The organism is Bacteroides sp. MSK.18.37 (assembly GCF_019129155.2).
GTDB classification, from domain to species: Bacteria; Bacteroidota; Bacteroidia; order Bacteroidales; family Bacteroidaceae; genus Bacteroides; species Bacteroides ovatus.
On sequence record NZ_JAHOIB020000001.1, the window covers coordinates 4,661,245 to 4,673,926 of the forward strand.

The window sequence follows — 12,682 nt, forward strand, 5'->3', positions numbered from 1 at the left end:
AGGGTAAAATTACTATCTTTGTCATTAAATAGTTTGATTATGAGGAAGTTGTCATTAATTGTCATGTTCTGTCACTTATTGTCATGTCCGGCTTTTGCACAGTCCCCGTCAAAGGGATATAAAGCCGGACTCAGTGCTGTCATCTACCGTATCCACTCTGCCCGGCAGTGAAAGTCTTTCATATGAGACAGCCGGTTGCCGGTTACCGTACTGGCCGATTATCCTATTCTGTATCCATTGAATGAAAGTCGGAGGAGGTATGCCGTTTCTTCCGGTTTCGGTATAAGGATGCATCCGGTGAAAAAGAAAAGGATACTCCATGCCGGAGTGGATCTTGCCGCACCCTATGGCACGCCGGTCTATGCTTCAGGAAGCGGGAAAGTCGTTGAAGCCAGGTATAGCAGCAGTTACGGCTGGTACATCGAAATCCGGCACGCGGGCGGCTTTTCCACGTTGTATGCACACTTGAGCAAATTGCATGTGAGGAAAGGGAGCGATGTACGCATAGGTCGGCATATCGGCAATGTCGGTCATACCGGCATAGCGACCGGCAACCATCTGCATTTTGAACTGAGAAAAAACGGGAAGCCGCAGAATCCGTTGCAGTGGGTGATACTAAAGGATTCCCGTTCTAAAAAGAGTCATTAATTTAATCCGTTACACAATGAACATTGAAGAAGCCAAGAGCATTCAGTTGGAGGATTATCTCCGGCGTATGGGGTTCAACCCGGTAAAACAACAAGGGGACAGTATCTGGTATTGTTCCCCTTTCCGTGAGGAGAAGACACCTTCTTTCAAGGTGAGCGCATCCCGCAACCTATGATACGATTTCGGCATCGGACAGGGAGGGGACATCATCACCCTGGCGATGGAGCTTCAAAAGACGAAGGATATCTCTTATGCGCTTAAAACGATAGAGGGACATTTTCCGGCTGCTTTCCGTCCGGTAGCAGCCTCTCCCCGGCAGGCGGAACCGCAGGCTACCGGCTACCGGCAGGTACGCATTGATCCGCTGACGAACCCGGTCTTGCTGGGATATCTCAAAGAAAGAGGCATCTTGCCTGAAATCGCAAGGGAAGCATGCAAGGAAGTGCATTTTCAGAACAAGGGAAAATGGTATTTTGCCGTAGGCTTTGCCAACCGGAGCGGCGGGTACGAGATCCGTAACAAATACCTAAAAGGCAGCATATCGCCCAAAGAGATTACCCATATCAAAAATGGCAGCGACCGTTGCATAGTGGTTGAAGGCTTTATGGATTATCTCTCATACCTCACGCTCAAGGCTACGCATCCCGGTAACGGACAGCCTAAAGGAAACGGTCCGGACTATATCGTTTTAAATTCGGTCAGCAATGTAGGCAAGGCTATCCCTGTCTTGAAAGAGTATAAGAGTGCCCTCTGCCTACTGGATAACGATTCCGCCGGAAGGCAGGCTTTTCAGCAGATGGCGCAAGCCGGATGCCCGGTCAGGGACAAGTCCGACTGCTACCGGGAGTATAACGATTTGAACGATTACCTGTTGGGCAGGAAGATGGCGCAGGAGAACAAGACGGATCATCAGCACGAAACAGCCCCGAAGCTGATTGAAAAGCCTGCAAAGAAACAGTCCGGTTGAAAATTATAAAATACTGGTCCTTGTCTGATGCATGAAAGGCAGGCAATAAAAAAGAGAGTCAAATCCCTGCTGGAGGGAATTTGGCTCTCTTTTTATTGCTACCCGGCTACCACCGGATATTTATTCTTAATAATTTCTGATCAGCAATTCATTGACCGCTTCTCTTTTCTCGGCTATGGAACAGATGGAACGGAAGATGCTGATTCGCTGGATATGGAAACCGGCATAGAGGTCGTCGAAGAAGGTGTTCTCAGGGTTCTTTTGCCGGGGATCGGAGTTGGAAAGCATTCATTTGGCACCGGTTTCACCTATTCCCTTGCAGAAATTTGCCAGGTTGATCTGCTCTTCATCTCCGAAGTCCTGTGGCATGTAGGAGGTGCAGGAGTTACCCTCATTGACCGGCTTATAAGGCGGGTCAAAATAAAATAGGGAGTTGGCTCCGGTGTATTCTGCGGTCTGCCGGTAGTCACCGTCCAGAATCACAACATCTTGCAGCAGCTTGTGGTTAAAGCGGATCAGTTCCTCTTCCAACAGTTTTACCCGTCCCCCGGCACCAAAAGTGACGGACAGCTTTCCGCTATGGTTCACGGAGTAGATGCCGTTATAACAGGTACGCATGAAGAAGATAAACAGGGCGGCACGGGTGATGTTATTCGGGTTTCCTTCATTGTAGTAGGTACGTTTCTCCATGAAGTAGACCCTTCTTCGGGTATGTTCCTCCAGCGCGATGTATTCGTCCTGTATCCGGGCAAGCACTTTAATAAGCTGCTCCGGGGATTCCTTGATGACGCGGTAGACATTGATCAGAGCCTCGTTGGAGTCGTTGATGACGCAACGGATTTCCGGATAGGCTTGTCTTATTCAGAAGAAGAGGGCGCCGCCACCGACAAACGGTTCTACATAGGTATCCATCTGTCCGAAGTCTTTCGGAAGGGATTCGATAAGTACGGGAAGCAGTCTTCTTTTACCTCCCACCCAGGGGAAGCAGGGTTTTCCCGGCAGGTTGGCCGGAGAACTTTTCTTTTTTTCCATGTTTACAACATTTAAATGATTAATAAATTAAATAGGGATTATTCATCGTCTGCCGTTTCCAGCAGGTGTTTCAAGTTGGGATCATTTTGGATGCGAAGCAGCTCTTTTTCGATGATTTGCGTCACGTCTTCCTTGATTTGATAGTAGTTCCTTTCGATTTCCTCTTGCATGTGGTCCTTACCATCCGCACCGGTAAAGTCGGTTATGACGGGGATAGGCTTGTAGGCTTTTGTTTCGGCGGCTACCCGTTCATTGTCCACCACGATCTCGCAATGGAATATCTTCTGTTCTATCTTCTCCCCGAAGTTGTCGCAGACACTGCCGACAAACTCTCCTTGCGAGAGGTTGGAGATTTTGGAGGCAGGTATCAGCGAGTCGAGCTGGGTACTGATATTGGTTGAGGTGTCTTCACGGGTCATATTAATGGATTTGCGCTGTTGGAGCACTTTCCCAAACCTTTCAGAAAGGTTTTTCGCTGTTTCTCCGACCACTTGCCCGGAAAAGATATTTCCAATTGTGTTCTGGATCACCCGCGCCTCCTTATCACCGTAGTCACGTATTAACTGGCTGAAATCCTGTGCTCCCAGACATACTGCCACTTTGTTGCTACGGGCGGTAGCGATCAGGGTGTCAAGTCCTTTAAAGTAAAGTGTGGGAACCTCATCCACTAGAATAGAGCATTTGAGCCTGCCTTTTCGGTTGACCATTTTAACGATACGGGCATTATACAATCCTAACGCACATGAGTAAATATTCTGTCTGTCAGGGTTATTGCCGACGCACAAAACTTTGGGTTCCTCCGGATTATTGATATCCAGCGTGAAGTCATCTCCGGTCATAATCCAATATAAGGCAGGTGAGATCAGCCTTGATAGCGGAATTTTGGCGGAAGCTATCTGCCCTTGGAGCTGCTCCATCGCACCACCTTTCCATGCATCCATAAAAGGTGACAGGTAATTCTCCAGCTCCCGGTAAGAGGTCAGTATGGTGAACAGGTCGGAATACGGTTTATTCAATAGCTCTATGGCATGTGGGAAGGTGCAGAATTTCCCGTTTTCATAGATTTTAAGATACCAGATCACCGCCGCAAATAGCACAATCGGGCTTTCTACAAAGAAATCTCCCTGCTTTTGAATCCAACTCTTGTTCAAATTTAACATGATTACATACGCTGATTCGTATGCATCCGCGATATCGGATAGAAACGAAGGATTGAGGGGATTGCACCGGTGGCTGTATCTGGGATCATCGAAATTAATCACATAAAATCCGACCGGCTTGGCATACTTATCCTTGTTTTTAAGCAGCTGGTTATAAGCAATTATGCTTAAATCCGGATACTTAAAATCATAGATATAGGCGGCGAATCCTTTCTCTATCTGCTGGCGGATATAGTTATTGATGATGGCATAACTCTTTCCTGATCCCGGCGTGCCTAATATCAATGAGGCGCGGAAGGGATTAATCACGTTTATCCAGCCTGAATAGGTCTTTCGTTGGTAACGGAAACGGGTGGGCAGGTTTACCGAGTATTCATTGGCAATCAACCTGCGCTCCTGCATGAAGCTCTCGTTCTCGTCGTTAAAGACGTCATCCATGAGTTGGTTCTTCAACAGGCGGCTGATCCAGGTTCCGGCGGTAAGCAGGCTGATATATCCGGCAGCTACGGTAGCTACATATAATAAGGTTAGAAGCGCGACGGGGAAGCGTGCCGTCAGTAAGAGCTCGCTACCAAAAAAGAGCAGCATCCCGGCTATAAGGTAACAGCCGATACTCCTTCATGACATCTCCACGTCCTTCCGTCCTTTCGCTCCCATGCAGGAGAAGAAAAGGAAGAGCAGACTGAAGGACTTGCTCACCAGCGAATGGGAAAACAGCCCGGTATCCCGCTGGAAATTGAGCAGTATCTTGTCCACGACACCGATGTTCAGGTTCATGGAAAGAAAATAGGGATAGCAGAAATAATAGACATTCATCACTAAAAATAGGATGCTGATGGCCCTCATGAAGTCAAGGTTCTTATTGAGCCCTCTGGTTTCGTCTTGTGACATAAGCGGTATGATAATTAATGGTGATACATTTTATTAGCCCAGATGCGGACCTCTGCGTTTTCTCTTTTTCTTTTTCCCGTAAGGGCTTTGCGTCAGGTCGTCTGCCGGATACGGATAGGATTCCAAAGAGAATATATCAAGCAGTCCTTCCACCAGCTCCGTCTCTTTCATTTCCGGTTCGGACGGATGGATAACAGGGGCTTCTTCAGTCTTTTCCGGTGGGATCGTGCCGTACTTCCGGTTTATAACCGATGCCGAATATTCTTTGCCCAGAAGCGAGCCCTTGAATACGGTCTTTGAGTTATGGTCGATGTAGGTCACGCCATAGATCACACCGGAATCGTTCTGCCAGAGTATGGCGGCAATGCCTTTTCCAGAAAGTTCCTGCAGGAATCCCTGACGGGTGGGCTGTCCTTGCAGGGCGGTAGCGATAGCTTCCTTCGTCTGTACGGGTACGGGATGTCGGGCAATTCATTGTTTGCTTTTCACAAATTTCTTTTGGAGTGCCTCGTAGCCTACGCTTTTACCGATCTTGCTGGATTTGATGGCTACGCCGGTCCGTTCTCCTTTTTCATCGGTAGCCGCATAGACCAGTCCATGATAGGTCTTTCCCTTTATCGTCTTGTGGGCCTCTTCCACCGTTACATGGAAAAGGCCAAGCAGGGCTTTAAACTCCTTGACGGATTGGAACTTGTATCCCTGCATGACGGGCTTGACCACATTGGCTATCTGATGCTTGATATCCCCCTTCCGGTAATCGACGGCAGTCAGCGGCAGGGATTCCCGTCGCTCCATCTTCTCGGCGGGTAACAGATGGTATTTCCTCTCCAGCTCCCGGCAAACAGCGGTCGAGCGTTGCCATTCTTTGTAATCTTTAATTTTCTTTCCCTGCTCGTCAATACGCAGGGAGACGATATGGATGTGGGGCCTGCCGATATCCTCATGCCGGTAGATGATATAGGGTTGGTTGCCATATCCCATTTTTTCCATGTATTCCTGGCCGATAGCGGTCAACTGTTCATCGGTCAGCACATCGTCCGGGTGTGGATTTAATGAAATGTGGATAACGGGCTTCTCAGTCCGGCGGTTAGCCGCCAGATACGGTTCGAAGGAACGGATGCAGTGCTGGATGGTCGGATGGCCGTCTGCCGGTTCCATGATCCGGTTTCATGCCAGTGGCCGTGCCTGCTGCTTGTCCACTTTTTCTTGATTGTAGTATAATGCCCCGTAAACGGAGGCTCCTGATGTTATTTTTGCAACCATTGTTCAAATTCTTGGGTGAGACGGATAATCTCCCGGTTGAGAGATATTAGTTCAATAGTCAGTTGCTCCAATTTATAGAGCATGGCAAGAGCCTTCTTTTCGGATAGTCCGGTATGCAGAGCTTTGACTGCCTGGTTATAGTTTACTCCGATCCGGCGGTATTCGCTCTGCAGGTTGGTCAGCTTGATGTAGTAGTCCGTTGCCGCCTTATCTATTTTCACGACTTTCATCGGTTTGTCGAAAAGGGCGGCAAGGATGAACTGGGATTTATTATTAGCTCCCGAATTCTCAAAGAGCCTCTCAAACTCGATGTTCTGGAGTTCGTCCAGACGGAATCCGTAATAATAAGAATGAAGTTCTGATTCCTCTTTGGGATTCCGTCCGCCTCTTCATTTGCTCGAAGTGTCAGCCCGTCCGGGTTTGCGTGTACTATTGATTTTAGCCATATCTTTTCAGGTTTTATTTATCCGGCAGCAAAATAAGTGATAATTTTGATACGAACCTAAAATCGGAAAGTGACTACAAATGACAAGAGATGACTATTTGTGACAGGGGGTAAAAATACCCCTGTTCACTTCCCGTTTCCGCAAGCCGCGATGTTCTTTTCAAAGGTTTCCTTTAGTTTGGGCAGCAGGACGGAATAGTTCTTTTTGCGCCGGGCAAGGTCGGCACGCAGGTCATATGGTTTGGGAATGGCAACATTGAAGAGTTTCTCAAAAGCGGAAACGATACCGGCGAAAGAGAGGCGTTTGCCGCTTTCGTCCGTAATCAGCCCGCTGTAATCCAGCGAGGAGATCAGTTCCATCAGGTTGACCAGCGAACCTTTCCAATGGAGCGATGAAAGAAACGAGGAAGGTGTCGTGATGGTTCCGGGGTACTGTACACCAAAATTGACCAGCTCTATTTCCGCCTCCACCAGCAGGAGGCATTTGTCCAGATAGAATTCGGCTACTGCCGTGTGGAAATGTCCTGTTCGGGTGAATAACTTCTTTAGGGAAATCAGTTCTACCTTGCTGTGAAGCAGATGGCGCAGCCTTTCCGATACGGAAACCGATTCGATGGCGAGGTCGTAAAGGTATTGTTCATATTCGGTATAGGAGGAAGAGAATTCTTCATCGGAAACTGTCTGTTTTGGGCTTGAAGCCAGAGATAAATAATTGAATATACGGCATTCTGTAAATGGTTTCATACGGCATACATTTGATTTGTTTATACCGGAGTAAGCCAAATGAAATGCCTCTGCTATCGTTTAAAGCTCTATACCTTTTTAAAATACTGACAATCAACAATAAACAAATTTCATATAGAAACGGGTGTAAATAAAAAGTGTAAGCCGTCCTTGACAAGAATGTTAGGACGGCTTACACTTTTGTAAACCTCATTTGCTTCGGGTTATCCTCCGGTCAGTCGATGATATGGTATTTCCTTAGTTTCTCATACAGGGTAGTCCGGCTGACATTGAGCAACCGGGCCGCCTTGGAACGGTTGTCACCCGTCTTTTCAAGGGTCTGGAGAAGCAACGCCTTTTCTTTTTCTTCTTCCGTCCACTGCGTTTCTTCTTCTTTAGGAAGGGAGATTTCAAGGTTCAGGTCTGAAACGGAAATCCATTGCTCTTGGCAGATGAGTACGGCTCGACCTATTACATTCTTCAGTTCACGGATATTCCCCGGCCAGGGATATTCCAGCAGTGCCGCCTCTGCCAGCCGGTCAAAGCCACGAAACGATTTATGGGCCTTGGCGCAAGTGAGTTTCAAGAAAAAATAAGCCAGAGGAAGGATGTCTTCCCGGCATTCTGCCAGTGTAGGAATCCGCAGAGTGAACTCATTGAGCCGGTGGAACAGGTCTTCCCGGAAGCGTCCTTCTCCGATGGCTTTTTCCAGATTCTCATTGGTGGCGGCAACCAGCCGGATATCAAAAGAGTATTCTTTCGTGGAACCTACCGGCTTGCAGCGTTTCTCTTGCAAGGCCCTGAGCAGGAGCATCTGTGTCTTATAGGAAAGGTTGCCTATCTCGTCCAGAAACAATGTCCCTCCGTTAACGGCACGGAACAATCCGACCTTGTCGCTTTCCGCACCGGTAAAGGCTCCCTTCTGATGACCGAAAAACTCGGAGGCGGCAAGCTCATCGGAAATGGCCCCGCAGTCGATAGCCAGATACGGCTTGTTCTTCCGATGGCTCCGGGCATGTATCTCGGCTGCAATGTGCTCCTTCCCGGTGCCGGAAGCCCCACGGAGCAGAACGGAGATGTCGGCACAGGCAATCATCTCTATCAGACGGTACATCTCATGGGCTTTGGGGCTTTCACCTCGGTAGAACTCCTGTTCGTTATCGTTTTTATCCAGTATCTCCGTTATCAGAGCCAGGAGATTGTCTGGCTGCACAGGCTTACACAGGTAGTTGATGGCTCCCAGTTGCATGGTTGTCACCGCATTCTCCACCTGTCCGTAGTTGGTCATGATCAGAAAAGGGATAGAGTAGTACTTCTCATTCATCCATTTCAGGAGCGAGGTGCTATTTCCGTCCGGCAGGCGCAGGTCTGCCAGTATTAGGTCGAACTCCTTTTGCCCGATGGCTTTACGGGCATTCGCAAGGGTTGCCACGCATTCGGTTTTCATCCCTTTTTTCACCAGCCAGTTGCTGATGCTACGGCTGAACACAATATCATCTTCAATAATCAGGATTGTTTTCATAGGCTTTCCTCCCGTATTTTTCAGCGTATACTATCAGTTTTTCCACTGCCCGGATGATGTCCCGCATTTCCATGGATTGTCTATTGGTCCACTCTGTCGCAGGTTCTGTCACCAGTTCCCGTAAATGAGACAAGGGGAAATCCAGACGGACGGTTTCCCATAGGGGCAGGTTCTTATGCAGGATGGAGGCGGCGGCCTCCTTGTCTTGTCGGTCTAAGGCAGCGGTTAATGCGGCAAGGTCTTTCCGGCTCTCTTCGATAAACAGGGCGAGCATTTCCTCCCTGTTGTCCTCTCCTGAAAGGATGAGTGAGAAATCGGGAGCATACTCCTTTCTGTCTTTTTCTCCTATCACTTGTGCCACTGTATTTATCAGTTCTTCCATAGAGAATGGTTTATGGATGCAGCCCGAAAAGCCGCCCGACAGATACTCGTTGTCATCATCCACCCGTGCCGTTACCGCTATGACGGGGATTGTCTTTGCGTTCTCCATATTGGATGCCCGGAGCAGTTCAAGTATTCCGTAGCCGTCCGTTTCAGGCATCTGTATATCCGTCAGCAGCAGGTCATATCTTTGTGACCGTAGCCGGGTAACCAGTTCACGGCTGGTCTGGCAGCAGTCGCACCGCACTCCGTTACGGTTAAACATCTCTTTGGTAATGTTCAGTTGCATCCGGTCGTCATCAATGACCAGTACGTTGATTCCATCCAGATGATAATCAGTAGCGATGCGTGTCTCATCCATCTGGGTGGATTCATCCGCCTCAAGGAGTGGCAGGAATGCGGTAAACGTGCTGCCTTCACCCGGTTTGCTTTTTACGGTAAGGCTTCCCTGCATCCCGGAGACCAGCCTGCTTGCAATGGCCAGCCCCAATCCGAAACCGGGAACATTACGGGCATTGTCCAACCGTTCAAAAGCTGTGAATATCCGGGTTGTTTCTTCCTCCGTCATCCCGGTACCGGTGTCCTGTACCGAGAAATGCAATTCTTTATTCCGGTATTCCGCTTGCAGGCGGATTTCACCTTGCCGGGTGAATTTAATGGCGTTGGAAAGCAGATTGTTCAGGATTTGCTGGAGCTGGGAACGGTCACCGCTTACTACCACATCCAGACCGGAAAAGGCGGTTGTCAGCCGCAGCTTTTTCTTTTTGGCCAGCGAACCGTAGTTCCGGGCTGTTTCGCTGAAAAGGGTCTCCAGCCGGAAAATCGAAAGGATGGGTTTGTTCCTGCCGGTATCCAGCAGGTAGAATCCGATCAGCGTATTGACCAGCCCGATCATGTAATCGGAAGAATGGAGTATATTTTCCGCATACTCGTCCTTGCGGCTCTTCTTTTCTTCCCCGGGGAGCAGTTCGGCGCATCCTTTGATAGTAGCCAGTGGCGCACGAAGGTCATGAGCGATGGTGAGCATCATGCGTTTTCTGGATTGTAGGAGCTCCGTGTTCTCACGATTGGAGGCTTCCAGCTGACGCTGATACTGGTTTATCCTGTTCAGATCCCGGTGGATGATAAGATACAGGAGGACGGTCAGCAACGAGATGAGGACAGCCAGCAGAGAGACCGTATGGAACGAGCGGTCGCGTGTGGAAATGAATTGCCTGTAACGCTCATCAAGCCGTATTCCAGCATCCGCCTCAAAGTCCCTGACAATCCGGTGTAGCCTGTGGTTCAGGTCCGTGTTGTTACTGTACAGGAGGTCCATCTGTTCCAGCAGCCTTTCCCGTTCGGCTTTCTGCATGTCGGTCACCTCCCTGTCAAGGGAGTGCAGCATGCTCGTGACAGATGTGGTACCCTGATGTTTACCAATGGACTGTCGCTGGCGTTCCAGCTGTTCCTTCTGCTGCAGATAGGCCGATTTTTTCCTCCCGGGCCTGATGAATGACCAGAAACCCTTCTTCGGAGTTTCCTCCTCCTTCTTTTTCTCGGCAGGAAGGACATCCGCCTGCTGGATATGGGACACGATTGCCGGAATCTTGCTGTTCACGATCTCGCCGGTCTTGCGCAGACGCCCGAACGTGTCCATGACCGTGTCTAACAACAGTTCCTTTCTTTCCAGCAGCAGGCATAACGAATCTATGCGCGACTGTTGTTCGGGAGACTTCACATACCTTTTCAGTGTCTGCAACATGTTACAGACACTGTCTTTTTTTGTGTGGTAGAGTCCAAGGTCGCTTTCATCCCAGACGCTGGCTGTTTCACCGTAAGTGGCCAGTCCCAGCAAGCCCGCGTATGTTTCTCCGGCCAGATGCCGGATACAGGCCAGTTCATGCTCATCCTGTCGCAGGCTGTTCCGCCTCGTCTGTTCCTTGCGGAAGATATGAATGGTCAGGACGAGCAGGAGAAGCAGTATGACATATCCTAAAAGGATTTTAAGTTTCAACCACATGGAAGTCTTCATTCTTATATTGGAATCCTACAAAAAGGCGTGTTCGCTCATATAAAAGGGAATAATAGAAACTTATGATAAAAGTTTATTACTGTTTCAAACCATTTGAGGATACCTCGCAAGTTTGCTATCACACAGTTGATCTTTTAATCTTTTTTTATACTCACAGAAAGGATAGGAACCTGCTTTTTATGACTGAAACATATCACATCCCCTTTATTGGACATTACATTCTCATTCGATCATATTGTTTTCATTTCGGCTCATCCGTTTCTTCACCCGTTCTACTGCTTCCGATACAATTTCTTTGTTTTCAAAGCGTTGTGTATAATTGGTATAGTCTGGATGAATCCGTTTGTAGGTCGGGTCAAGAAACAAAGGACTGGAAATAATATGGTCCGCTGTCGAACGGTTACAACAGAAAACTATATTTTCAACTCCCGCCAGCCGGGTCAGTGCCTTTACATCCGTGTCATGTGGCTGCAATGTCATCGGATCCGTGAAAAAGAACAAATAATCAATCTCTCCTTCCACAATACGTGAGCCCATTTGCTGGTCACCACCTAAAGGACCGGATTTCAGAATCGTGATATCCCATTCTGTTTCAGGATGTTTCTCTTCGAGCGCTTTTTTAATGAGTGTACCGGTGGTTCCCGTACAATAGAACTTATGCCCTATCAGACGTTCCGAGTTCCAAAGAACCCATTCTATCATGTCCTTTTTCATTGCATCGTGTGCAACCAGACCGATTTTACGAACAATTGTTTTCATCATAATAATAAAATATGGTTTATGTGATAATATAATTAACAATATCCAACAGCTTTATAAAAAACAGGAGAATGACTGTATGAGTTTGAGCAGCTCCTTGTTCGCCCGGCTGTCCACGGTGGCTTCCCGCCTCTCCTCAAACAAAGTAAGCGTTGCGGAGCATTCCCCGCAGATATCAATGCCGACTACACGTTCCTTTCGAAGGACAATTGCCAGTAATTCCTCCAGTTCCTGCAGGCTGAAAGACCCTTGATCCCAGTCTGTTACTGCGGATGCCGGGTTCAGGACATCCTTGTCTATGGACAAGTAAACCGGTCCTTCAATATACGCAGAGGAGAAATTGTGCCAGCCCTTCTCGTGAGCTAACGTCGCTTCGCTATAAAAACTGACTCGTTGTCCGTATTCTTCCGGTACGGTGCGTATCAGTTTGTCCGATGCACCGACTATCACCACTTTCTTGCAAAGCATATTCCAGTCTAACATGTCTTTTACCCAGCTCCCACAAGAAAGCATGCCCTTGAACAAGGGAGGCTGCATGTCGGGGTGATGGTCGAATACAATCAGAGAGAACGGAACTCGAAGTTTGTCTGTCCATAATTTGGTCAGGTAATGATAATTGCCCGAATCAATGAAATGGATACCTTCCGCTGGATAACCGGCAATCACCCGCTTCAATTTTCGTATCCCCTCCTTGTCACAGTAACCTCTCGTTCCAGAAAGGTGACGGCAGTCTAGCCAAATGAACTGATTGTTCCGTGCAAATACCTCATGGGCATACACACCGGTGAAGTTCATGATGACAACCGGCCAGACGGTTTCTCGGTCCGCCTTCTTCTTACACCGTCCATTTGTCAGTAACTCTTGCTTATTCATGTCC

Annotated in this window: 12 protein-coding genes and 2 pseudogenes; 3 read left to right on the forward strand and 11 right to left on the reverse strand. The window is 48.3% G+C overall.

Annotated elements, in window-relative coordinates:
- Positions 1-195 precede the first annotated feature (195 nt).
- From KSX81_RS17695 to KSX81_RS17705, 3 genes are read left to right on the forward strand one after another with little or no spacing between them, the layout of a single operon-like run.
- A complete protein-coding gene (locus KSX81_RS17695) occupies positions 196-648 on the forward strand; it encodes a M23 family metallopeptidase (RefSeq protein WP_008771124.1) in 453 nt (150 codons plus the stop codon).
- A gap of 16 nt (positions 649-664) precedes the next feature.
- Positions 665-823, forward strand: coding sequence for a hypothetical protein (locus KSX81_RS17700; RefSeq protein WP_004311895.1), 159 nt, complete (start codon positions 665-667; stop codon positions 821-823).
- 45 nt (positions 824-868) lie between these two features.
- Complete coding sequence (locus KSX81_RS17705) at positions 869-1,615, forward strand: toprim domain-containing protein (RefSeq protein ID WP_004318633.1); 747 nt, start codon at positions 869-871, stop codon at positions 1,613-1,615.
- A gap of 126 nt (positions 1,616-1,741) precedes the next feature.
- On the opposite strand, the gene KSX81_RS17710 is transcribed toward KSX81_RS17705, so the two are convergent.
- The 11 genes and pseudogenes from KSX81_RS17710 to KSX81_RS17760 form a co-directional block, all read right to left on the reverse strand.
- Positions 1,742-1,903, reverse strand: a complete 162-nt coding sequence (locus KSX81_RS17710; RefSeq protein ID WP_004308096.1) for a hypothetical protein — start codon at positions 1,901-1,903, stop codon at positions 1,742-1,744.
- Positions 1,904-2,647, reverse strand: a pseudogene (locus KSX81_RS17715) (DNA adenine methylase).
- A 38-nt stretch (positions 2,648-2,685) separates the two neighbouring features.
- A pseudogene (gene mobC, locus KSX81_RS17720) lies at positions 2,686-4,698 on the reverse strand (conjugal transfer protein MobC).
- A gap of 33 nt (positions 4,699-4,731) precedes the next feature.
- Positions 4,732-5,031, reverse strand: a complete 300-nt coding sequence (locus KSX81_RS17725) for a hypothetical protein (protein ID WP_004308101.1) — start codon at positions 5,029-5,031, stop codon at positions 4,732-4,734.
- A 138-nt stretch (positions 5,032-5,169) separates the two neighbouring features.
- Positions 5,170-5,856: a relaxase/mobilization nuclease domain-containing protein gene (locus KSX81_RS17730; protein WP_004308102.1), complete on the reverse strand. Its 687-nt coding sequence runs from the start codon at positions 5,854-5,856 to the stop codon at positions 5,170-5,172.
- Between the two features lie 89 nt (positions 5,857-5,945).
- Positions 5,946-6,290, reverse strand: coding sequence for a conjugal transfer protein MobA (gene mobA / locus KSX81_RS17735; RefSeq protein ID WP_224202605.1), 345 nt, complete (start codon positions 6,288-6,290; stop codon positions 5,946-5,948).
- 242 nt (positions 6,291-6,532) lie between these two features.
- Positions 6,533-7,150, reverse strand: a complete 618-nt coding sequence (locus KSX81_RS17740; protein ID WP_004308105.1) for an RteC domain-containing protein — start codon at positions 7,148-7,150, stop codon at positions 6,533-6,535.
- Positions 7,151-7,364: 214 nt separating this feature from the next.
- Complete coding sequence (locus KSX81_RS17745) at positions 7,365-8,651, reverse strand: sigma-54-dependent transcriptional regulator (RefSeq protein ID WP_004308106.1); 1,287 nt, start codon at positions 8,649-8,651, stop codon at positions 7,365-7,367.
- Positions 8,629-11,034 (reverse strand): ATP-binding protein, encoded by a 2,406-nt coding sequence (locus KSX81_RS17750; protein WP_004312905.1) that lies wholly within the window; start codon positions 11,032-11,034, stop codon positions 8,629-8,631. Before KSX81_RS17750 ends, KSX81_RS17745 begins: the two co-directional genes overlap by 23 nt.
- Positions 11,035-11,268: 234 nt before the next feature.
- Positions 11,269-11,805: a methylglyoxal synthase gene (locus KSX81_RS17755; RefSeq protein ID WP_008775197.1), complete on the reverse strand. Its 537-nt coding sequence runs from the start codon at positions 11,803-11,805 to the stop codon at positions 11,269-11,271.
- A gap of 54 nt (positions 11,806-11,859) precedes the next feature.
- Complete coding sequence (locus KSX81_RS17760) at positions 11,860-12,678, reverse strand: arginase family protein (RefSeq protein WP_008643581.1); 819 nt, start codon at positions 12,676-12,678, stop codon at positions 11,860-11,862.
- Positions 12,679-12,682: the final 4 nt, after the last annotated feature.

Coding starts and splice junctions, on each gene's coding strand:
- KSX81_RS17740 (WP_004308105.1), bottom strand. CDS start 7,150: ATGAAACCATTTACAGAATGCCGTATATTCAATTATTTATCTCTGGCT.
- KSX81_RS17705 (WP_004318633.1), top strand. CDS start 869: ATGGAGCTTCAAAAGACGAAGGATATCTCTTATGCGCTTAAAACGATA.
- KSX81_RS17700 (WP_004311895.1), top strand. CDS start 665: ATGAACATTGAAGAAGCCAAGAGCATTCAGTTGGAGGATTATCTCCGG.
- KSX81_RS17755 (WP_008775197.1), bottom strand. CDS start 11,805: ATGAAAACAATTGTTCGTAAAATCGGTCTGGTTGCACACGATGCAATG.
- KSX81_RS17710 (WP_004308096.1), bottom strand. CDS start 1,903: ATGCTTTCCAACTCCGATCCCCGGCAAAAGAACCCTGAGAACACCTTC.
- KSX81_RS17750 (WP_004312905.1), bottom strand. CDS start 11,034: ATGTGGTTGAAACTTAAAATCCTTTTAGGATATGTCATACTGCTTCTC.
- KSX81_RS17730 (WP_004308102.1), bottom strand. CDS start 5,856: ATGGAACCGGCAGACGGCCATCCGACCATCCAGCACTGCATCCGTTCC.
- KSX81_RS17745 (WP_004308106.1), bottom strand. CDS start 8,651: ATGAAAACAATCCTGATTATTGAAGATGATATTGTGTTCAGCCGTAGC.
- KSX81_RS17760 (WP_008643581.1), bottom strand. CDS start 12,678: ATGAATAAGCAAGAGTTACTGACAAATGGACGGTGTAAGAAGAAGGCG.